This window comes from Microbacterium sp. GQ128 (assembly GCF_059758615.1).
Genome location: NZ_JCAXDY010000001.1, coordinates 896,421 through 916,984, shown reverse-complemented (window position 1 = coordinate 916,984; position 20,564 = coordinate 896,421). Strand labels below are relative to the sequence as shown.

General features: G+C 68.3%; 17 protein-coding genes. 9 read left to right on the top strand and 8 right to left on the bottom strand.

The features are described from left to right. Positions 1-47: 47 nt before the first annotated feature. Together AC6CHX_RS04440 and AC6CHX_RS04435 are read left to right on the top strand one after the other, a co-directional pair. Positions 48-1,028, top strand: a complete 981-nt coding sequence (locus tag AC6CHX_RS04440) for an FUSC family protein (protein WP_498271769.1) — start codon at positions 48-50, stop codon at positions 1,026-1,028. Between the two features lie 98 nt (positions 1,029-1,126). Further along, positions 1,127-3,718 (top strand): winged helix-turn-helix domain-containing protein, encoded by a 2,592-nt coding sequence (locus AC6CHX_RS04435; RefSeq protein WP_498271768.1) that lies wholly within the window; start codon positions 1,127-1,129, stop codon positions 3,716-3,718. On the opposite strand, the gene AC6CHX_RS04430 is transcribed toward AC6CHX_RS04435, so the two are convergent. The 6 genes from AC6CHX_RS04430 to AC6CHX_RS04405 all read right to left on the bottom strand — a co-directional run bounded on the left by AC6CHX_RS04430 (position 3,627) and on the right by AC6CHX_RS04405 (position 11,522). Continuing rightward, complete coding sequence (locus tag AC6CHX_RS04430; RefSeq protein WP_498271767.1) at positions 3,627-6,089, bottom strand: arylsulfatase; 2,463 nt, start codon at positions 6,087-6,089, stop codon at positions 3,627-3,629. The two genes, AC6CHX_RS04435 and AC6CHX_RS04430, sit on opposite strands and share 92 nt — an antisense overlap. A 146-nt stretch (positions 6,090-6,235) precedes the next feature. Continuing rightward, positions 6,236-6,952 carry a GAP family protein gene (locus AC6CHX_RS04425; protein ID WP_498271766.1) on the bottom strand — a complete coding sequence of 239 codons (717 nt, stop codon included), beginning with the start codon at positions 6,950-6,952 and terminating at the stop codon, positions 6,236-6,238. A 35-nt stretch (positions 6,953-6,987) separates the two neighbouring features. After that, a complete protein-coding gene (locus tag AC6CHX_RS04420) occupies positions 6,988-7,659 on the bottom strand; it encodes a GAP family protein (RefSeq protein ID WP_498271765.1) in 672 nt (223 codons plus the stop codon). Continuing rightward, positions 7,659-9,413 carry a SulP family inorganic anion transporter gene (locus tag AC6CHX_RS04415; RefSeq protein ID WP_498271764.1) on the bottom strand — a complete coding sequence of 585 codons (1,755 nt, stop codon included), beginning with the start codon at positions 9,411-9,413 and terminating at the stop codon, positions 7,659-7,661. Before AC6CHX_RS04415 ends, AC6CHX_RS04420 begins: the two co-directional genes overlap by 1 nt. A 43-nt stretch (positions 9,414-9,456) precedes the next feature. Next, positions 9,457-10,617, bottom strand: coding sequence for an AI-2E family transporter (locus tag AC6CHX_RS04410; protein WP_498271763.1), 1,161 nt, complete (start codon positions 10,615-10,617; stop codon positions 9,457-9,459). A gap of 71 nt (positions 10,618-10,688) precedes the next feature. Continuing rightward, a complete protein-coding gene (locus AC6CHX_RS04405) occupies positions 10,689-11,522 on the bottom strand; it encodes a mechanosensitive ion channel family protein (protein WP_498271762.1) in 834 nt (277 codons plus the stop codon). Positions 11,523-11,668: 146 nt separating this feature from the next. Here AC6CHX_RS04405 and AC6CHX_RS04400 point away from each other — a divergent pair, with 146 nt between their 5' ends. The 3 genes from AC6CHX_RS04400 (at position 11,669) to AC6CHX_RS04390 (ending at position 16,040) form a co-directional block, all read left to right on the top strand. Then, a complete protein-coding gene (locus tag AC6CHX_RS04400; protein WP_136043365.1) occupies positions 11,669-12,298 on the top strand; it encodes a hypothetical protein in 630 nt (209 codons plus the stop codon). A 72-nt stretch (positions 12,299-12,370) separates the two neighbouring features. Continuing rightward, positions 12,371-13,438, top strand: a complete 1,068-nt coding sequence (locus tag AC6CHX_RS04395; RefSeq protein WP_498271761.1) for a DUF998 domain-containing protein — start codon at positions 12,371-12,373, stop codon at positions 13,436-13,438. A gap of 58 nt (positions 13,439-13,496) precedes the next feature. Then, positions 13,497-16,040, top strand: a complete 2,544-nt coding sequence (locus AC6CHX_RS04390; RefSeq protein WP_498271760.1) for a winged helix-turn-helix domain-containing protein — start codon at positions 13,497-13,499, stop codon at positions 16,038-16,040. Positions 16,041-16,077: 37 nt separating this feature from the next. Here AC6CHX_RS04390 and AC6CHX_RS04385 read toward each other — a convergent pair whose 3' ends face one another. Beyond that, entirely contained in the window at positions 16,078-16,503 is a 426-nt protein-coding gene (locus tag AC6CHX_RS04385; protein WP_136043363.1) for a DUF6325 family protein, read from the bottom strand. A 22-nt stretch (positions 16,504-16,525) separates the two neighbouring features. Further along, a complete protein-coding gene (locus tag AC6CHX_RS04380) occupies positions 16,526-16,912 on the bottom strand; it encodes a PLDc N-terminal domain-containing protein (protein ID WP_136043362.1) in 387 nt (128 codons plus the stop codon). Between the two features lie 175 nt (positions 16,913-17,087). Between AC6CHX_RS04380 and AC6CHX_RS04375 the strand changes: the two genes are divergently transcribed. From AC6CHX_RS04375 to AC6CHX_RS04360, 4 genes are all read left to right on the top strand, one after another. Next, the gene (locus AC6CHX_RS04375) at positions 17,088-18,230 is read left to right on the top strand and encodes an AI-2E family transporter (protein WP_498271759.1); all 1,143 of its coding nucleotides are present in this window, start codon (positions 17,088-17,090) and stop codon (positions 18,228-18,230) included. Positions 18,231-18,317: 87 nt separating this feature from the next. Continuing rightward, positions 18,318-18,752 (top strand): DUF6325 family protein, encoded by a 435-nt coding sequence (locus AC6CHX_RS04370; protein ID WP_136043360.1) that lies wholly within the window; start codon positions 18,318-18,320, stop codon positions 18,750-18,752. 1 nt (position 18,753) lies between these two features. Next, complete coding sequence (locus tag AC6CHX_RS04365) at positions 18,754-19,101, top strand: SHOCT domain-containing protein (RefSeq protein WP_136043359.1); 348 nt, start codon at positions 18,754-18,756, stop codon at positions 19,099-19,101. Positions 19,102-19,159: 58 nt separating this feature from the next. Beyond that, complete coding sequence (locus AC6CHX_RS04360) at positions 19,160-20,545, top strand: hypothetical protein (protein WP_498271758.1); 1,386 nt, start codon at positions 19,160-19,162, stop codon at positions 20,543-20,545. Positions 20,546-20,564 lie beyond the last annotated feature (19 nt).

Here is a 20,564-nt window from a genome sequence, read left to right as displayed (position 1 = left end):
ACGGGCATGCGAAGAGGCCTTCGGATGACGTCGGCGAGGCGGTCAGGGTGGACGACCGGGTCGGCCTGACCTGGCGGTGGGCGAGATTCGGTCTCGGCATCGCCTTCGCCCTGCCCGCCATGGCCGTCGCTCCCTTCAGTTCGACGCTCGGTCTCGCCCTTGCCGTCGGTGTGCTTCCCGCGGCGGCGTTCCGGCTTCCGCCGCGGCGACACAGTCGCGCGGTCATCCTCCTCGTCGGCGGTCTCAGTGCGGTCGGGCTGCTCGTGGGCTCAGTGCTCGCGACCGTGCCCGCCGTCGCGGTCGCCGCAGTCTTCGGCGCGGCCGTGCTCGCGTGCGTCAATGCGGTCCGCGGGCGACTGGCCCAGCTCGTACTGATCCTCGTCCTGCCGATGATCGGCATCGGCCTGAGCTTCCCCTGGTCACCCGCTGCCGTCGGACTCGCAGCGTGCATGGTGGCGGGATCGCTGTACGCGTGGCTCATCTCGGTGTTCTGGCCGGAGCGAGATGACCCGCCGCCGCCCGCAGCACCTGTGCCTCGAGGCCGGGCGATGCTGGTCTACGGGCTCCTGCTCGGTGCTGCGGCCGCGATCGCCGCCGCGGTGGGCTTCCTCCTCGATCTGCAGCACGTCGGCTGGGCGACGGCGGCGGTGCTGCTGGTGATGCGTCCGGCGCGCGGGCAACTCATCTCGCGCAGCATCGGGCGTGCGATCTCGGTGCTCGTCGGTGCCTTCGCCGCTGCCGCTTTCGCGCTCCTCGCGCCGGGAGATCTCCTGATCGGCCTCGTGGTCGGCGTCGTCGTCGGTGCCCTGTGCGCGACCCAGGAGAGCCGTTGGTACGTCGCTCCGGGATTCACGACCTTCATCGCGCTGACCTTCATCCTCGTGAATTCCACGGAGTCGCCGGGAGCACGATTCGTCGAGCGGGCAGTGGAGACGCTTCTCGGTGTCGGGCTGGCACTCTTCTTCGGCGCGGTCGTGCCGTCTCTGCTTTCGCTGCTCGCCCGGCGACGGAGGTCGACCACGGTCTAGACCTTGGTCCCCTCGGAAGTGCTTGAGGCCCTCTCAACGCGGTGCCATACTGCGGATATCTGCTGACCTGGCGTCGAGCGTTGGACCGGGGGGTTCCCATGACGGAGAGCATCAGCGGCGACGATGCGTGGAGAGCGCTTGTCCCGGCGGTGGGCGGCGACGACGTGGCGCGACCGCGGCTGCTCGACCGACTCACGGCTGCCATGGACGAACCCTGGACGCTGACCCTCGTCACCGCACCGGCCGGAGCGGGGAAGACCAGGCTGCTCCTCCAGTGGGCGGAGGCACTGGCATCCGGCACGGACACCGAGGTCGTATGGATATCGTGCCAGCGGGGCGACGTCGATCTCTCGCCTCTTCGTGCAGCGCTCGAAGAGATCGAAGACGAGCGGCTTCACGAGAGCCTGGCGAAGGTTCCTCGAACGGCATCGGACGACACGGCGCGATCCCTTGCCCGGGCGCTGCGGGTGACCCCTCGACGCATCGCGGTCGTCTTCGACGATGTTCACCTGATCGGGGGGCCGGAGCTGGCCGACATGCTGTCGGCGTTCGTCCATGCGGTCCCCGGCAATGCGCACGTCGTGCTCTCCGGGCGCGGCACCCGGCTGATCCGCGTCGCGCGGCGTCGTATCGCCGGAATCGCGCTCGAACTCGACAACGCCGATCTGGCGTTCACCCCCGCAGAGGTGCGGTCGCTCTTCCGCGCCAGCGGGATCACCGTCTCGCAGGGAGAGATCACGACGATCCTTCATCGGACCGAGGGGTGGGCCGCGGGACTCCGCCTCATGGTGCTCGCCGGGCTGGAGCACCGCGACGCCACGGACGCACCGCTCCGCGGGGACGCGCCCGCGCTTGTCGACTACTTCCTCGAGGAGGTCTTCGGCGATCTGGACGAGGAGTTGACGGAATTCCTTCTCTTCACCTCTGTCCCGGAGGCGTTCTCGCTCGACCTCGCGTACCGGCTGTCGCCCGGTGCTCCCGCCGCCGCCCTCGTCGAGAGACTCATCCAGCTCAGCGTGCTGATGGGCAGGCGGGGCGTGGACCCCGTCTGGTACCACTATCACCCGCTGCTGCGGGAGTTCCTCGCCGCACGCCTGCGGGACCGGGGGCGGGCGGTCGTCGAGCGTCTCGAGAAGGACACGGCCGAGTGGTTCGCCGAACAGCAGGCGCATCTCCCCGCCCTGCGACACGCCATGCGGAGCTCGGATCCGGCGTGCATGGCCGTGATCCTGCGTCGGTGCGGGATGCAGCTGATCCTGACGGGTCATGCGTGCGAGGTGGCGGAGGCAATCAGGGTGATGCCCGCTCCGCTGCGGGCGGATCCCGCGGTGCAGATGCTGACCGCGGCAGCGGAGCTCGCACGGGGCGATGCCTCCGCCGCGGCCACCTTCCTCGCGACGTTGCGCGACGAGGACGGGTCGGCCGTGAGTCGTCAGTGGCTGACCGGCCTCGATCTGCACACCGCCGTGCGCCGCGGAGGCATCGCGCAGGCCCTCGACCGACTCGGACGCGCGTTCGACACCGTCACCGGGGAGTCCCAGCTCGACACCTACGCCTTTCTGCAGGCGGCGATGGGCGAGCTGTACGTCGGTCACCTCGACCGCGCAGAGCGCTATGCCCGCTCGGCCGCTGATCAAGCTCGCGCGGTCGGCGTGGTCTCGGCAGAACTCCAGGCGTCCGCCGTCCTGAACACCAGCGCGCTCTTCCGGGGCAGGATGCGCGACGTCCTCATCGCCGGGGTGCGACTGGACGACAGGTGGCGCGAACTCGGTGAGCCCGACGATGTCTTCTACGAGGTGACCAGGGTGTGGCGGTGCTGGGTGCCGTATGAACGCCTGCAGGCGATCGACGCGGAGCAGGCGATGCGCGCAGCGGCAGCGATCATCGACTCGGGTTCCGAACCCGCGATCTCGAGGGGGCTGAGCGGGCTGATGGCGCTGCTCGACACCGACGACGCCGCGGATCCGCGCGCGGCCGCCACCACGCTGCTCGAAACTCTCGTCCCTCGCGACGACATGCCGCTTCCTCCGCACTGGTATGCGATGTTGGGCGTGTTCGCCGTGCATGCGTTCGACCGTCTGGGAGAGCCCCATCTGCGGGATCTGTTCATCGCCGACATCGAGCGTGCCCTCGGCGCGAGCGGCGAGGTGGGCGTCCTCCGTGCGATCGCGGCGCTGCACGACCATCGGCACGCGCTGGCGCGCGAGATCCTCGCCCCCGTTCTGGACGGCTCGACGGCGTGCGCGCTGCCGGCTTCGATGGTCGATGCCTGGCTGGTGGCGGCGGCGCTCGACGTGCACGGCGGTGACTCGGAGCGGGCTCAGGCTTCTCTGTCACTGGCGCTGACGTTGGCCGAGTCCGAAGAGCACGTCCGCCGTCTCGCCGCAGCCGATCCCGCTGTGCTCCGGCTGCTCGGTGCCCGGGCGACGCCCGGAACCCGGACCCGCTTCGCCGACGTCGTCCGGGAGCGGCTCGCGGCGGCGGGACTGCTCGTGGACGAGCCGCTCACCCATCGCGAGCGCATCGTGCTGCTGGCGTTGAGCCGTAACGCGACGCTGCGTCAGATCGCTCAGCAGGAGTTCATCTCCCCGAACACCGTCAAGACGCACGTGCGGAACATCTACCGCAAGCTCGGGGTCTCGGACCGGGACAGCGTGACGGCGGCCGCTCACGCACTCGGGATCGAGTAGCGCTCGCGGCCGCCGTGGGGCAGGTGATCAGTCGCGCGCCAGAGCCGCCCGCCAGGTGCGCTTCGAGGTCGAGGTAGGCGTCGTCGGCGATGTCGAACACGACCTTCGTGATCTCACCGCCGGCGAAGTCGAACCCGTAGCCGTACAGGGACGAGACGGGGTCGGCACTGTCCCGGCCGATCGTCAGTCCCTCGCCACAGAGTGAGAAGTGCCCGAGGACCGTGCGGATGCGCTTTTCGCCGACCACCTGATCGTCGATGTACAGCTTCACCGGACCGACGCCTTCACGGTGCTCGCCCATGCCCTCCTTCGTGAACTCGACGCCGATGATGTGCGTGCCTGAGGTCGGCACCGGGGCCGAGACGCGGTCTTCGGGCGGGATGCCGAGGAAGTTGTACACGTAATGCACCTGGCCGTCCTTCACGACGAGCGCGTGCCCGCCGAACCGGGAACCGTGGGCGAAGATGACGCCCTCCGTCTCGGGGGTGAACTCGACCTCGGCGGCGATCTTGTACGAGACGCCGTGCGTGTTCGCGGCGGACCGTTCGGGTACCTCGCTCGTGCCCGGGTAGTAGACGAACTGTCCCGAGGGCGGTGCGGGCTGGTGGAACTCCATGCCGACGAACGTCTCGAAGTCCTTCGGGTTGCCGATGATCTGCAGGTCGTTCAGCGGAAGCACGTTGTTGGCCTTCGCCTCCTCCATCCAGAGTGCCTTGAGCTCTTCGAGCTTGTCGGGATGCTCCTCGGCGAGGTTCTTCGCTTCAGCTCGGTCGACGTCCGTGTGATAGAGCTCCCACTCGTCCTGGTCGAAGTTGCTGACGCCGCTCATGGGCCCGTGGACGGCGACGGCCTTCCAACCCTCATGCCAGATGCCGCGCTGACCGAGCATCTCGTAGTACTGCGTCTTCTTCTCGGTCGGACCTTCCGGTTCGGCGTCGAAGGAGTACGCCATCGACACACCGGAGAGAGGGGTCTGTGCGACGCCGTTGTAGACGTCGGGGAACTCCACCCCGCAGGCCTCGAGGATCGTGGGCACGATGTCGGTGGAGTGGTGATACTGATGCCGCACCTCTCCTCGAGCCTTGATCCCGGCCGGCCAGTGGATCACGAGCGGGTCGCAGACGCCTCCCTGGTACGTGTAGCGCTTGAACATCTTGTACGGGGTGGAGAAGGCTGCCGCCCATCCGGTGGGGTAGTGGTTGTAGGTGTCGGGGGAGCCGAGCTTGTCGACGAGTCGGAGGTTCTCGGCCTCGTCGTCTGGGTAGCCGCCGAAGATCTTGCCTTCGTTGACCGAGCCGTTCGGGCTGCCCTCGCCGGAAGCGCCGTTGTCGGCGCAGTAGAGGATGAGGGTGTTGTCGAGCTGGCCCGACTCCTCGAGGTAGTCGACGATGCGGCCGACCTGGGAGTCGGTGTACTCGCTGAAGCCCGCGTACACCTCGGCCATACGGGAGAACATCGCCTTCTCCTCGGCGTTCAGCGAGTCCCAGGGGCGCACCTCGTCCGTCGGGTTGAACGTGCCGTCGGGCATCGGGTTCAGCGCCGTCAGGTCGGTGTCCGCCGGGACGATCCCCTTCTCGATCATCCGGCCCAGCACCCAGCCGCGGTATGCCTCGTAGCCGTCGTCGAACTGGCCCTTGTACTTGTCGATGTACTCCTGCGGGGCGTGGTGGGGAGCGTGATTCGCACCCGGGCAGAACCAGAGGTACCAGGGCTTGTCCGGCTCGGTCTGCTTGACATCGCGGATCATCGTGAGCGCCTGGTCGGCGAGATCCTTCGACAGGTGATAGCCCTGCTCGGGGAGGTACGGCTGATCGATGTAGTGATTGTCCTCGGCCAACGACGGGTACCAATTGTTGGTCTCGCCGCCGATGAAGCCGTAGAACCGGTCGTAGCCCTGCGCCAGCGGCCAGTGCTTCTTCGAGGCGCCTGCCGTCCATTCGTCGATCGGCACGTTGTGGTTCTTTCCGACCCAGAACGTCGACCATCCGGCGTCGCGCAGCACGTGCGCCATGGTGACGTTCGAATCGGGGATGTGGGAGTTGTATCCCGGGAACCCGGTGGAGGACTCGGAGATCGTGGCGAACCCGTTGAGGTGATGGTTTCGTCCGGTCAGGAATGTCGAGCGCGTCGGCGAACACAGTGCGGTCGTGTGCCACTGCGAGTAGGTGAGGCCGTTCTGGGCAAGCCGATCCATGGTGGGCATGTTGATCCGCCCACCGTACGGCGACCACGCCGCCATGCCGGTGTCGTCGTAGAGCACGACCAGTACGTTCGGTGCCCCGGCCGGTGGCGTCGACGCCCGGTAGGCGTCCCAATCCGCGACCGAGTCGCGCACGTCGAGTTCGATCTTGCCCTGGAAGTCGCGAGCCATTGCCGATTCCCTTCACCTGTCGGAACGATGTCTATCCGCACAGTACTGCGGCGCGATGGCTGCTGTCACCGGGGGAGTGCGACCTTCATCAGGGTGATCCCCGATGCTTCGCGGGAACGGCCCGTCGGAGGGGCGACGTCGGTCAGTCAGAGCAGACCCGCGAGTGCCTTCTGCAGCTGGAGAGCGCCGATCACGAGGAGCAGCGCCGCATTGAGGACGTGGGTGTTCCCGGCGATCCACGTTCGTACCCGGTCGAGCAGCGGCTCAGCATCGCGGCCGCGCACGACGACGTACACCGCCGGAAGCGCGATCGGGAGAGTCCCCACCACGACGAACGCCGCAGCGATCCAGAGCCCCGCGGCCGCATCCACGTCGGACAGGGTGATGTCGAGGGCGGCGAGGATGGCGCACGACGCGTCGACCGGGTTGAGCACGAAGAGCCCGATGCCGAGGAGGAACGTGCGCCCAGGGCGGAACGACTCGACCGAGTGCAGCCAGCCGGGCAGCTGGGGCGACGCGGCGACGACATCGCGCGGGGTCGAAGCCGCCGCCATCCGCTGGACGTGTGCGCGGCCCTTCCGATACACCCAGACGGCAGCGACCACCAGGAAGAGGCCGACGAGCAGACGCACGAGGGGGACCCACAGGGGCGGCTCCCCGCGTTGATGCACCTCCAGCACGGGGAACAGCCAGAGGAACAAGGCCATGAGGCCGGCGAGCCCGAGGAACCAGCCGAACAGATACGCGATCCCGTTGGCGCGGGCATTCCGCGAGAGCAGGACGGCGACGAGCGCCATGATGGCGAGCGGACTCAGCACCACGCCGAGAGCGACGGGAACGAGGTCCAGGATCAGCTCGCCCATATCCTCGTTCCTCCTTCTGGTTCCCCGGTCCGGCCCTAGAAGCTCCCGATGCCCTTGCCGAGCATCGAGACACCGATCACCAGCAGCAGCACGGCCATGATGGCGGCGTTCTCGGTGGCGAGCCAGCCGCGGAGGGCGTCGAGCGGACCGCGAAGGCGGTCGGCGGCGATGAGGTATCCGATGACAGGGACCAGCACGGTCGACGCGGCGATGAGTGTGTAGATGACGATCACCACGACGACGGATCCGGCAGGAAGCGATGCCGCGCCGATGTCGGTGCCGGCGCCCGCCGCCATGATCAGGTTCTTCGGGTTGACCGCAGACAGCAGGAAGCCGAGTCCGAGCGCGACCGGGAAGGTGATCGTATCGATGGCCTTCATCCACTTCGGGAGGGCGGCCTCTTCCCCCGCCTTCGGCCGCTTGCGCCACTGTCCGAACGCGAGGAGGAAAAGCAGCAGGCCGAGGACGAGCTGCACCACGCCGCGGATCGGGTGGGAGACATCGGGATCGTCATCCGGCAGGATCGACGACAGCAACGTGAACACTGTGACCGCGGCCACGATCCCGACGACCCAGCCGAGGAGGAAGCCGACGCTCGTCACCCGCGCTTTGGGTGAGAGCAGCATCAGGATCGCGGCGATGATCGGTATCGGGCTGATCGCGACGCCGAGAGCGAGCGGAAGAATGTCTCCGACGACGGGTCCCATCACTGGCCTTCTCTCTCTGAACGCTGTGTTCCCGACGCGGCTCGGGCAAGATCGCTGATCGCTGCACGGTTGGTCGCATAGACCTGCTCTGACTCGAGCAGGCCGAGCCCCGTGAGCCGGTGCAGCGTGTTCGGCCGGACTCGGCTGAACGCGAGCGAGATAGAGCCGGCGGCGAGCCACTTCTTGAGCGAGTCGAACGACTCCGCCCCGGTGACGTCGACGTCGGTCACGGCCTCCATGTCGACCACGAGGTGCTGGACGGATCCCTCACCGGCCGAACGGATCGCATCCTTCACCGCCGTCGAGAACACGGCCCCGTTGGCGAAGAACAGCGGAGCGGCCAGGCGGATGACGATCACGCCCGGAGCGGTCACGGTTCCTGCAGGTGCATCCTCCAGCAGCGACTCGCCCGGATCGCCGCTGGATTCGAGGACGTCGATGGCGGGGTTCGAGGCACGGCGCGCGATGTTGATGAGCGCGAGCACGAACGCGACCAGGATGCCGGGGATGGAACCGACGAAGAGGGTGACCAGGAAGCAGGTGGCCCCGATGAGGAACTCGAACCGATCCTTTCGCCACAGATCGATGAAGTCGCGGATCCCGAGCAGAGGGATGATCGCCACCCCGACGATCGCGCCGATGGCGGGCGACGGGATGTCTGCCAGCAGCGCGGTGCCGAACAGGAGCAGCAGGAGTGTTCCGGCCGCGAGGATCAGGGCCGGGAACTGCGTGCGCGATCCTGCCTGATCCATCGCCGCCGTTCGCGAGGTCGATGATCCGACGGCGAAGCTGCCCTGGGCTCCCGCGGCGACGTTGGCGATGCCGAATGCGAAGAGATCGCGGTTCGCATGGAACGGGTAGCCGTGCTTCTCGGAGTACGAGCGCGAGACCAGGAGCCCTTCCGCCGTGGTGACCAGCGTCAGTGCGATCGCGGACGGCACCAGTGCGAGCCAGAGCGTCCAGTCGATCATCGGCCAGGTGAGCACGGGCGGACCCGCCGGCACCTCGCCCAGAACGTCGACACCGCGTTGGTCGAGTCCCGTGAGCACGACCACGAGTGTCGTCGCCACGAGCACGATCAGCGCCCACGGGACGGCGCGGAGGTAGCGGCGCCCCAGCAGTAGGACGGCCACCGAGCAGACCGAGATCAGGACGGCCCAGCCATTGAGGGTCGTGATGCCTCCGATGAGGTCGGCGACTTTGCCCGTGAACTCCTTGCCGGAGTCGATCTTGACGCCGAGCATCTTGGCGACCTGGCTGACCATGATGTCCAGCGCGAGGCCGCCGACGAATCCGACCAGGATCGGCTTGGAGAGGAAGTTCGCCAGGAATCCGAGCTTGAACACGGCCAGGAGCACGAACATGCCGCCGCAGATGATCGCCTGCGCGAGGGCGAGCGTCGCGTAGTCGGCGCTGCCGGCCGCGGCCAGTCCGCCGATCGACGATGCGACCAGTGCGGCCGCGGCGGCGTCGGGGGAGGCGACCAACTGCCGGGAGGAGACGACCAGCGCATACACGACGGTCGGGACGATGAGGGCGTAGAGACCCGCGGTGGGCGGGAGCCCCGCGATCTGCGCGTAGCCGATGTTGAGCGGGATGGCGATGGCGAGCAGAGTGACGCCGGCGGTCAACTCCGTGACGAAGTTGCGCCTGGTCAGCCCCGCGAGCGGACGTTGCACGTCGTCTCCCTTCGCGCGCGCCCCGGCCGAGCGCGTCGCCGTCCACGATCCCACCGAGGCGGATGCGGCGACCACGTCTGGATCGCAACCTCCCCCGGGTGATTTACGGTCGCCATGATCAGCCCTGGGCCTCGGGAGTTCGGCGACCACGACGCCGCAGGAGGCCGCGGCCGCCGGTCACCGGCACAGGATCGGGTTCGGGCTCGGGCGGCACCGCGGTGCGGTCACCCGAGAGCCAGCGCAGCCACGTCGCCTCGGGGTCTCCTTCGAAGACGAGAGCGCGGGCGAGCAGCGTGAGGGGGATGGAGAGGATCGCACCGAGCGGGCCGATGATGAACGTCCAGAAGATCACGGAGAAGAAGCTCAGGGTGAGGCTGAGGTCCACGGCATCGCTGACGAACTTCGGCTGCACGAGCACCTGGAGCACCACGTTCACGATGCTGTAGACGGCGATGACGCCGAGCAGAAGCGGCCAGCCCCCGACCACGAAGGCGAGGATCGCCGGGGGGACGAGTCCGATGACGAAGCCGACGTTCGGGATGAAGTTCGTGACGAAGGCCAGGATCGCCCACACGACCGGAGCCGGGATGCCCATCCACCACAGGGCCAGGCCGTCGATGACGGCGACGATCGCCCCGAAGGTGGCATTGACGATGTAGTACCGGCGGATGCCCGAGTTGAGATGTGCGATCCTCGCCAGAACCGGTCCCTTTGTCGCGCCGAAGAGGGCGGGGGCCTGACGATAGCGCGCCGCGTCGATCGCCATGAAGATGATGTAGGCGCAGACGAAGAACAGGGCGGTCGCGACGCTGAGCACAGTGCCTCCCACGCTTCGCGCGACACCGAGCAGCGTCTCCGGATCGAGGATCGAGGTAGCGGCATCCGAGGCCTCTTCGTCCAGTCCGAGCGTCTGCAGCCATCCCACCAGCTCGGTGGCGGTGTTCTCCAGACCGCCCTGAGACACCAGGTCGCCGATGAGCCTCGCGAACTGCGTGCCGGCGAGCCAGAGCAGAGCGCCCATCGACAGCAGGATCAGATAGGCGACGACGATGACGGCGGTGGTGCTGGCCCACTGCGGCCAGCCGCGGCGATCGAGGGGGCGTCGGAGCGGCTCGCAGATGATCACGATCACGATCGCCAGCGCGATCGGACCGAAGAGATCCCGTGCGAAGTACACGCCGGCCAGCGTCAGCACGCTCGCGGCGAGCACGAGGAGCACCCGCAGGCTGGGGGAGAGCGAGCGGTCGTTGGTGCGCTCGGGCGCAGACGAGGGGGTCACGCGGCCAGCGTAGCCCTCGGCTGGGCGGGAGTCCGGTCGCCTCGCGGACGGCGCACCGGCGGCCCGGGCGCTCAGAACGGCTCCGGCGGGACGAGGGGAGGGGGCCCCTGCTCGGACACGACCACGGCACGCACTCCTGCCGTCTCGAGTGCCTCCGCGACGCCACGCACGGCGCCGGAGATCACGGCGCTGCCGTGCAGCGGGTGATGCCAGATCTGGAGCGTCAGCGCCCACCGATCGGGCGAGATCCCGCCGATTCGCACGTTCGGGTGCTCGCGCGCGTGCACGCCATCGACACTGCGTGCTGCGGCTGTGATCGTCGCGATCACGTCGTCCAGGCCGAGTTCGGCCGATCGCGCGATGCGGATGTCGACGTCGCCTCGACGTGCGCCATGACGCGAGTCGTTCACCAGGACCCCGGTGAGGAGCGCGGCGTTCGGCACGTGCACCGTGAGGCCGTCGACGGTGGTGAGGATCACGGAGCGTCCGTTGAGCTCCTGCACGGTCCCGCGGATCACGCCGTCCGGGCCTTCGATCCCGATCTCCTCGCCGATCTTCACCGATTGGCGGGATTGGATGAGAACGCCGGCGGCGAAATTGTCCGCGACGCCGCGCAGCACCAGGATCAGCACGACCACCGCGATCGCCGTCATCGCCAGGAGCGGCTGCACGTTGGCCCCGAGGAACGCCAGCCCGACGCCGATGCCGACCAGGAGGAGGGCGTACTGCGTGAAACGGGCGGCCAGCTGCGACACCGAGTCGGAGATCCCTGGCGTCCGAGCCGCCAGCTTGAGCACACCCTTGCGGGCGAAGCGCGACAGCAGCCAGCCGATGAGCACCGACACGATCGCGAGCACGATCTGCCAGGCCGACAGCCCGTCGGGGAACAGGTCGCCCAGCGTCATGATCCTCGGCCCCTCGGGGGCAGCCTTCGGCTCGTCCGCCTCATAGGACCAGGATGGGCCGCGTGGCTCCCCGGCGCTCCGGAAGGTCACCCCACACGGGTGACCTCCACGCGACAGGCATCGTGTGGCACCTCCAGCATTGCCGCATGGAAGATCGGCCCGCCCCCGCTCACGACCGCAAGTACGGAGTGCTCGAGGTCAGCACGGTGCTCCTGCTCTCCATCACGGCGGTCATCACCGCCTGGTGCGGCTTCGAGGCATCGAAGTGGGGCGGTGAGATGTCGATCGCGTTCAGTCAGGCATCAAGCGCGCGGGTGCAGGCGGCCTCGGCCGAGTCGACTGCCCAGGCCGCCCGGCAATACGACCTGACGATCTACACCGAGTGGGTGCTCGCCGAGCGGGAGGGGCAGGACGATCTCGTCGAGTTCATCGAGGCCCGCTTCACTCCGGAGTTCGCTGCGGCGTTCGACGCCTGGGACGACGCGGGGCGGGAGGCGGACGGTCCGTTCGCCATGGACGAGTACGTCCCACCAGGTGAGTCGGAGGCGGCCGAGCTGAACACCCGGGCCGACGAGAAGTTCGACGAGGCGCTCCGGAACAATCAGCGCGGTGACGACTATTCGCTCCTGACCGTCCTCTTCGCACTCGTACTGTTCTTCGCCGCCCTCTCCCAGAACCAGCGGGCCCGGTGGCGGCGCACCGTCTTCCTCTCCCTCAGCGGTGTGCTCGCCGTCGTGGGCATCGTCGTCCTGGCCACCTTCCCCATTAAGATCTGACCCGCGACCCGCATCGCCCCGCGCGGATGAGCCGCCGAAGCCGACGCCGAAGCGGAGGAGGAGACTGAGAGCATGTCCACGACGCCAGCAGGCCACGATCTCCTCACGGAAGCCCGCTCGCGCGGAGCCACACGAGAGCGCGCTCGGGAGGCCATCGGGCTTCAGATCTCGATCGTCGCGTTCGTGCTCGCGGCCCTCGTCGCGCTGCCCGTCTTCCGGCTGCGATCGGCTCCCATCGCCGGCCCGGAATCCCTGGGACAGTTCGCGGCGCTGACGTCCGCGGTCACGGCGATCGTCGTCTTCGTGCTCGGACGCATCATCGCAGCCGACCCCGCCCGGCAGAAGCGGCTCGGAGCGCTCGACGTCGTCGACATCGCCGCATTCGCCTTCGCCCACGCCATGATCGCCCTGCTCGGGTGGACCCTGGCCGCCACGATCGTCGAGGCAGGGTTGATCGGAGCCGTCGTGTTCCCGCTCCCGGCGCTGATGCTGGCCGGCGCCGCCGCCGCTCTCACCGCCTACGTGACGTACTACTCGGCGACGCACCTCGACCTGCAGCTGCTGGCCACCGTGCTCGCGGTGTTCCTCGTGCTGGGAGTGCTGGCGAGCATGCTCACAGCGAGCGATCCACAGTGGTGGAAGGAGAATCTGAGCGCCCTCGGCATGACGGACGACCTCTCCGCCCGGGCCTTCAACCTCACGCTGATCATCGCGGGGATCCTCGTGACGACGTTGGCGCGCTACGCGACGAAGGGGATTCCGACGACCCACCCGCGCGGGGCTGCCTCCGTGCGCACGTGCCTCGTGATCGTCGGCATCTTCCTCGGTCTCGTCGGAGTCTTCCCGGTGGACGAGCACTTCGCCCTGCACACCGGTGTGGCGTCCGGGATGGTGGTCGCCTACGCGGTGCTCGTCGTCGCCGTCCGCTGGTGGGTGCCCGGCGTCTCGCGCACCTTCCTGCTCGTCGGCTACGTGTTCACCCTCCTGATCCTTCTCCTCTCGGTGTTCTTCGCCGTCGGCTACTACACGCTGACCGCTGTCGAGCTCGTGGCGGGAACCCTGGTGTTCACGTGGATCATCCTGTTCATCCGCACCGCCGATGCGCTCAAACGCGACGCGGGAACCGGCGCAGCGGACTGAAATATCACCCGGGGGAGGCCCTTGAGGTCGCCTCTGTGCCGCCACTAGCTTTGGTGCCATGTCGCCCCCCGTACGACCGACGACGCCGGGACCCGCAGTGCGCTATCGCCCACCGGGCCCCCAACCCGGTGCGATCCGCCGCGAACGAGTGAGCTCCGCGATCGCCGATGCGGTGGGAGAACACCCGCTCACCGTCGTCAGTGCCCCCAGCGGCTTCGGCAAGACGACGGCCGCCGCGGATTGGGCGTCCGGCCTCGAGCAGGTGGCCTGGCTCGGGCTGAGCTCCTTCGACTCCGACCCGTCGCGTCTGACGCAGGGCGTCGTGCACTCCCTGCTCGTCGGAGCCGAACGTGCGGGTCAGCCGCTCGCGCTGGCGCGTGACCTCGATGACCCCGAGCACGCCTACCAGGAGATCTGCGGTGCCCTCGAAGACCTCGACACCCGTGTGCACCTGATCGTCGACGACGCCCAGCGCGCGGGAGAAGACTGGCGGCGTGGGCTGCTCGGGATGCTCGCCGAACAGACGCCGGAGAATCTGCGGGTCGTGCTGGTCGGCACGACGCTTCTCGAGGTCACTCTCTCCCGGCATCGCATCACGCATCCGGACTCCTTCATCGGAGTGGAGACCCTCAGCTTCACCGCGCCGGAGGTGAAGCTCCTCCATGCAGGGGCGAAGGGGCTCGCCGCCGAGACGATCTTCGACGAGACGCAGGGCTGGCCGATCGCGGTCCGGCTCATGATGATCGGCGGAGCCCGCCCTGACGCCCGCGCACAGAGCGCATCGAGCTTTCTCGGGAGCTACGTGCGCGAGCACGTGCTCGGGGCGCTGTCGACGGAGATCGCCGACTTCGTGCTCGACGGAAGCGTCTGCGGCGAGCTGACTCCTGAGCTCGCCGCCGCCGTGACGGGACGCCCGGACGCGGCGGAGCTGCTCGAGACCTGCGTGCGCCTCGGCCTGTTCCTCGATCGGTTCGACGGCCAGCACGGCGTCGTCTACCGCTGGCATGCGTCCTTCGCCAGGCAATGCGCGGAGATCGTCGCGCTCGATGCCGCGCGCGCCGCAGCCTGCCATCGTCGTGCAGCCGCCGCGCTGGAGACCACGGATCCCACCGCTTCGATCGCGCACTCGCTTCGTGCGGGAGATTCGGAGACCGCGCGGGAGACTCTGCTTCACCACTGGCTCGGGCTCGTGGTCGGGGCCGGGGCGGCAGAGGTCGAGCGCACCGCGACGGAGATGCTCCGACGCACGCCGGAAGACCCTCAGGTGCTCCTGGTCCGCGCGTGTGCGAGCGATGTGCTGGGCGACCATCGCGTCGCACGCGAGCTGTTCCGGCGTGCAGAGGGGACGATCTCGCGGTCGGGCGACGGAACCGAGCCCGCCGTGCTGCAGATCGCGCGTCTGTTCATCGCGGACGAGCGCGCGGAGGTCGCAGAGGCGAGCGCCAAGGTGCGACGGATGCTGCTCGACGCGGATTCGACCGAGCTCGGGGATCGTGCGGCACTCAATTACCTCCTCGGCTGGACCGAGATCCGGCATCGCGGCAACCCGATGATTCCGCTCGAGTACTTCTCGGCCGCGGCGAGGGAGGCGCAGAGCTCGGGCGACCGCGAACTCGCCAAGCGGACGCTGGGTCATCTCGCCTTCGGGCAGACCTGGGCCGGACGGCTCATCGATGCGCGGGAGTCGCTGGCCAGGGCACAGGGCGAGGAGGACGTGAGCCTTCCCTGGAGCACCTATGCCGGAGGGAGCGCTGCGGCGGCCGCCGGGTACGTCGCCTACTGGTCGGGGGAGTTCGCCGAGGCGAGCCGGGAGTTCGGGACCGTGATCGCCAACGGCGGCTCCGACCGCTCTTTCACGAGTGTCGCGCGGATGATGATCGCGTACACGGCATCCGAGACCGGTGATGTCGCGGCGTGTCGTCGAGCGGCGATCGGCGTTCAGGACATCCCGCTCGAGGTCGTCCATGGCGTCTCCTGGCCGGCGTTCCGCGAGTCGTCCGTCGCCCTGCTCGAGGAGGCGGTCGGCCGGCATGATCGCGCGATGAGGATCGCCCGGAAGTACATCCATTGCCCGGACCTGCCCGTCGTGAACGTCGCGCTCGCCGGTGTGCTGCGTCGCGCGGGCGACTACCCCGCAGCGTTGGAGATGCTGCGATCGCTGCGTGCGTTCGGCGAGGTGTCATACGTGAAGACCGCGACTTTGCTCACGGCCGCGGTCCTGCGCCGTCATGCCGGGCACCACGACGAGGCGCACGAGCTGTGCGAAGCGGCGGTCGCGGTCGCCGCGGGCGAGAACATCCGGCTGCCGTTCGGGCCGCGTGAGACGGCGGTGCGCAAGCTGCTGGGCGAGCATGTGCATTTCGGCACCCAGTTCGAGGACTTCATCGGCCGCTGTCTCGCCCATGATGCCGCAGGTTCGCTGGTGGAGACGCTCTCAGAGCGGGAGCGCGATGTGTTCCAGCAGCTGCAGACGGCGCGCACGTTGCACGAGATCGCGCGGGAGTTGGCCGTGTCGATCAACACCGTGAAGACACATCAGCGCGCCATCTACCGCAAGCTCGGGGTGTCCTCTCGCCGCGAGGCCGTGCGGACGACCGTCTGACCGACCGGGGCGGACCGAAGCACGCCCGACGTTGGCGTCAGTGTTGGCGCAGCGCCGATGCGAGGACGGTGTTCGCGATCGCCGCGGGAATCGGCTGTGTCGCGAGGATGCGATCACCCCGCCGGTCGACGTCGCGGGAGAAGCGCTCGCTCCAGGTCGGCTCGAGCAGTATGAGCGCCGCGACCGACCCGATCGGGAGCCCCGAGGCGAAGTAGCGGGCGTCGTCTTCGCAGACGAGGCCGGGGGTGTCCAGTCCGAGCCCGGCGAGCGTGAACTCATCGGCGTCGACCTCGACGAGACGCCAGTCCTCGATGCCGAGCCGGTGGATGAGGAGGAAATCGAGGAGGCGGATGGCGCCGCTCTCCACCTGCCGGAGCAGGGCTTCGAGGATGTCGGGGCTGAGGCGGTCGTCCTCCAGGCGGACGACGACGAACTCGACGTCGCCGAGCGCCTGCAAGGTCATGTCGACCACCTCAGCCACGATGTCAGCTCAGCGCACGCGTCTTGATGGCGGCGAACTCGTCCGGCGTGATGGTCCCTGCCGCGAGGAGCTTCGATGCCTTGTCGATCTCATCGCTGGGACTGGACCCGGCGACGCTGCGGATATAGGAGTCGGCCGCATGCTGCTGCTCCCGGTACGCCGAGACGCTGCGTTCGCCCATTCCCTTGCCGCGTGCGATGAGGTAGATCAGCGCCGTGAGGAAGGGGACGAAGATGAGGAAGATGATCCACACGGCCTTCCACCACCCGTTGAGGGTGTGGTCCCGGAACAGGTCGGCCACGATGTTGAAGAGCACCATCAGGTAGGAGATGAACACGAAGACCCAGAAGAACCACCAGATGATGTCCCAGAAGCTTTCCCAAATGGACACTTCGGACCCCTTTCGTTGAGTTACTGCGTACGGCGATAGTGACAGCGCGACCATGCCCGCGGGTAAGCCGCTCACCCCTAGCGGGCGACCCCGAATCGTCCGGCCCTGTGACGGTCACCACGAACGGGTGAGGCGGAGGCGTACTCCGAAGGGCCGCGCGCGTAGCGTGCACCCCGTGGACGCGAATCGGAACGAACAGCACGCCGAGGGCGACGGCGGGCGGCGACGCGCAGGGCTCCTGCGTGTGCTGCCCGCGAAACCACTGCTCTCCGGCTTCTCGGTCGCCGTCGGTGTCCTTCTCGCCATCGCGCTCGCGGCCACGATCGCGGGCATCTCGACGGTGCTCATCTCGATCTTCCTCGGCATGTTCCTCGCGCTCGGCCTGGACCCGGCTGTCCGCGCCTTCGAACGCCGAGGCATGAGCAGAGCAGCGGGCGTCACGATCGTGGCGATCATCTTCCTGGGTGTGGTCGCGGTGATCCTCCTCGTCCTGGTGCCGGCGACGGTCCGCCAGATCGCCGCGGCGATCGAGGCCGCCCCCGAGACGATCGCCGCCGTTCAGCAGAGCGGGTGGTATCGGGACCTGGAGGCCGCTCTCGGTGTCGACCTCTCCGCCGTCGTGGCCGAGAGCATCCGCTCGCTGACATCGCTCTCCTCCTTCCTCGCGATCTCCGGAGGGGTTCTGAAAGCCGGATTCGGCGTCGTCGGCGCGATATCGAGTTTCGTGCTGGTCGTCGTTCTGACCCTCTACTTCGTCTCCTCTCTGCAGAGCATCAAAGGGGCGCTCACGAATCTCCTGCCCTGGTACCGACGAGCACGATTCGCCGGAGTCCTCGACGAGATCACGCAGTCCGTCGGGGGCGTGGTGGCCGGCGGCGTCACGCTGTCGGCGATCAACGCGAGCGTCGTCCTCGTGATCCAGCTGATCGTCGGCTCATCCATTCCCGCGGTCATGGCGATCGTCGCCTTCTTCGTCACGCTGGTACCGATGATCGGATCACTCGTGTTCCTCGTCATCGGCGGTATCGCGACGCTGCTCGTCAGCCCGACGGCCGCCCTGGTCTTCGTGGTCGCCTACCTGGTGTACATCCAGGTCGAGGCCTATGTCGTCACTCCGCGGATCATGGGAAAGGCAGCGGCGGTGCCCGGCGTTCTGGTGATCATCGGGGCGATGATCGGGGCCACCCTCCTGGGACTGCTGGGGGCTCTCGTCGCGATCCCGCTGACGGCCTCGATCCTGATCGTCATCCGGCAGGTGTGGATCCCGCGCCAGAATCGCCAGACCCTGCCCCCCGACGACGAGATGCTCACCCCGTAGGGGTGAGCGCGGGCATCACCCGGGGCGCCGCGATGCGAGCATGAGCGCACAGTCCCGGTACGTCGGCACCGTGAGAAAGGACAATCCATGAATGACTTCCGATTCGGCCCCGCCGAGTTCTACCTCGTCGGGTTCGAGGGCGAGCGTCCGGACCCGGCGACGTTCCGCGCGCTGACCGACCTCATCGACAGCGGGGTCGTGCGACTGCTCGACTTCGTCCTGCTGGCGAAGTCGGCCGCCGGTGAGGTCGAGATCGTCGAGCTCGATGCCGACGACGGTTCGCTGGGACTCGACGACTTCGCACCGATCGCTGCGGGCCTCGCCGGCGAAGAGGATGTCGAGGCTCTGGCGAGCGCCCTCGCTCCCGGGCAGTCCGCTGCCGTCGTCGTCCTCGAACTCGCCTTCGCCCGCACTCTCGCGCAGAACCTCGCCGCCTCCGGTGGTCAGGTGCTCCGGAGCGAGCGCGTGCCGGCCCCCGTCGTGAACGCCATGATGGACATCCTCGATCAGGAAGGTGAATGACATGCCCTTGAGAAGATTCGGTCGCCCCGGCCTGATCGGACTTGCCGCCAGGACCGCGGTGGTCGCGGGAACGGCTTCGGCTGTCGGCGGTGCGATGTCGCGGAATCAGCAGGAACGTGCGCAGGGTCAGTACGAGCAGCAGCAGTACGAGGCTGCGCAGCAGCAGGCGCAGATCGATGCCGCTGCACAGAACGCGGCAGCCCAGTACGCGGCCCCGTCGGCCCCGGCGAGCGCGCCGGCCGGAGGGGATGATCTGATCGCGAAGCTGCAGCAGCTGGCGTCTCTGAAAGACGCGGGCGTGCTCTCCGAGACGGAGTTCGCCGCGGCCAAGCAGAAGCTCCTGAGCTGAGGCCAACCGACTGCCGTCGGCGGAGGCACCTGATGCGGCATTTCGAGGAGGAGAGCGAATGAGCGAACTGGATGATCTGCGAGCCCGGGTAACGCTCCTCGAACAGGAGAACCAGACGCTCAAGATCGAGACGCGTGAGAAGCCGCGTCGTCGACCGGTGGGCCGAAGCATCGTCGCCGGAATCGTGCTCGCCGTGGCGGTGCTGCTGGCACCGATCGCCGCGATGGGAACGTGGGCGCGCCTGCAACTGGTGGATGCCGATCGGTTCGTCGCGACGTTCGCGCCCTTGGCCGAGGATCCCGCCGTGCAGGACTTCGTCGCCGCTCAGGCGAGTGCCGCGATCCAGGAGCAGGTGGACCTCACGGCCGTGGTGGGCGAGGTGTTCGACGGACTGCGCGAGCTCGACCTCCCGCCGCGTGCGGCGTCGGCCCTCACCCTGCTGGAGGCTCCTGCGGCGAACGGCCTGACGTCCCTCGTGGACGGGGTGATCCACGACGTCGTCGCCTCGGAACAGTTCGCGGACATCTGGGCGCAGTCGCTGCGATTCACCCACGAGCGCGCTGTCGCGATCATGCAGAACAGCCCGGACACCGCTCTGCAGCTCGCGGACGACGGGGTGCTGTCGATCGATCTCGGGCTCGTCGTCGACCGGGTCAAATCGGTGCTGACCGAGCGGGGGGTCGGCTTCGCCGATCTGATCCCGGAGATCGACCGCTCCATCCCGATCGCCCAGGCGGATGCTCTCGTGCTCGTGCGGACCGTCTATCAGATCGCGGTCGCGGCGGGATTCTGGCTGCCCTGGGTCGTTCTCGGTCTCGTGGTCGCCGGCATCCTGATCGCCCGGAACCGCCCCCGAGCGCTCTTCTGGACCAGTGCCGCGTTCGCGGTCGCCTTCCTCCTGCTCTCCGCAGGGTTGGGCATCGGGAGAACGTTCTTCATCGGGGCCGTGAGTCCGTCGATCATGCCGTCGGCCGCTGCCCAGGCGCTGTTCGACGAGGTCACCTCGCTGTTGAGCTCGACGATCGTGGCGCTGGCGATGGTCGGCGTGCTCGTGGCGGTGTGGGCGTGGCTCGCCGGATCGAGCCGCAGCGCGGTGGCCACGCGAGGCATCCTCGAGAGCGGATTCTCCGGGGCGCGCAGCACCTGGGAGCGACGGGGATTGTCCACCGGGCGATTCGGGCTCGCGGTCGAACGGTTCCACGGTCCGATCGTGATCGTCGGGATGGCGCTGGCTCTGCTCATCCTGATCGTGACACGACCGGTCTCGTTCGGGAGTGTGATCGGTGTGACGATCGGACTGCTCGTGTTCATGATCCTGGTCGAGCTGCTGCGTCGACCGACCGCGGCGTCTGAACCCCCTGACGCGCAGGCGGACGCCGAAACGGATGACGCCGTCGTCGAGACGGCGGACCCGGAAGCTCCGGTCGTGACCGCCGCGTCGTGAGCGGCTCATCCCCGCAGGT

Bases quoted from the DNA above. Each gene is read 5' to 3' on its own strand.
- AC6CHX_RS04385 (WP_136043363.1), bottom strand. From the start codon at position 16,503: ATGACCTTGCAGGCGCTCGGCGACGTCGAGTTCGTCGTCGTCCGCCTG.
- AC6CHX_RS04405 (WP_498271762.1), bottom strand. From the start codon at position 11,522: ATGACGCTGGGCGACCTGTTCCCCGACGGGCTGTCGGCCTGGCAGATC.
- AC6CHX_RS04425 (WP_498271766.1), bottom strand. From the start codon at position 6,952: ATGGGCGAGCTGATCCTGGACCTCGTTCCCGTCGCTCTCGGCGTGGTG.
- AC6CHX_RS04430 (WP_498271767.1), bottom strand. From the start codon at position 6,089: ATGGCTCGCGACTTCCAGGGCAAGATCGAACTCGACGTGCGCGACTCG.
- AC6CHX_RS04370 (WP_136043360.1), top strand. From the start codon at position 18,318: ATGAATGACTTCCGATTCGGCCCCGCCGAGTTCTACCTCGTCGGGTTC.
- AC6CHX_RS04395 (WP_498271761.1), top strand. From the start codon at position 12,371: ATGTCCACGACGCCAGCAGGCCACGATCTCCTCACGGAAGCCCGCTCG.
- AC6CHX_RS04365 (WP_136043359.1), top strand. From the start codon at position 18,754: ATGCCCTTGAGAAGATTCGGTCGCCCCGGCCTGATCGGACTTGCCGCC.
- AC6CHX_RS04435 (WP_498271768.1), top strand. From the start codon at position 1,127: ATGACGGAGAGCATCAGCGGCGACGATGCGTGGAGAGCGCTTGTCCCG.
- AC6CHX_RS04420 (WP_498271765.1), bottom strand. From the start codon at position 7,659: ATGGGACCCGTCGTCGGAGACATTCTTCCGCTCGCTCTCGGCGTCGCG.
- AC6CHX_RS04360 (WP_498271758.1), top strand. From the start codon at position 19,160: ATGAGCGAACTGGATGATCTGCGAGCCCGGGTAACGCTCCTCGAACAG.
- AC6CHX_RS04400 (WP_136043365.1), top strand. From the start codon at position 11,669: ATGGAAGATCGGCCCGCCCCCGCTCACGACCGCAAGTACGGAGTGCTC.
- AC6CHX_RS04390 (WP_498271760.1), top strand. From the start codon at position 13,497: ATGTCGCCCCCCGTACGACCGACGACGCCGGGACCCGCAGTGCGCTAT.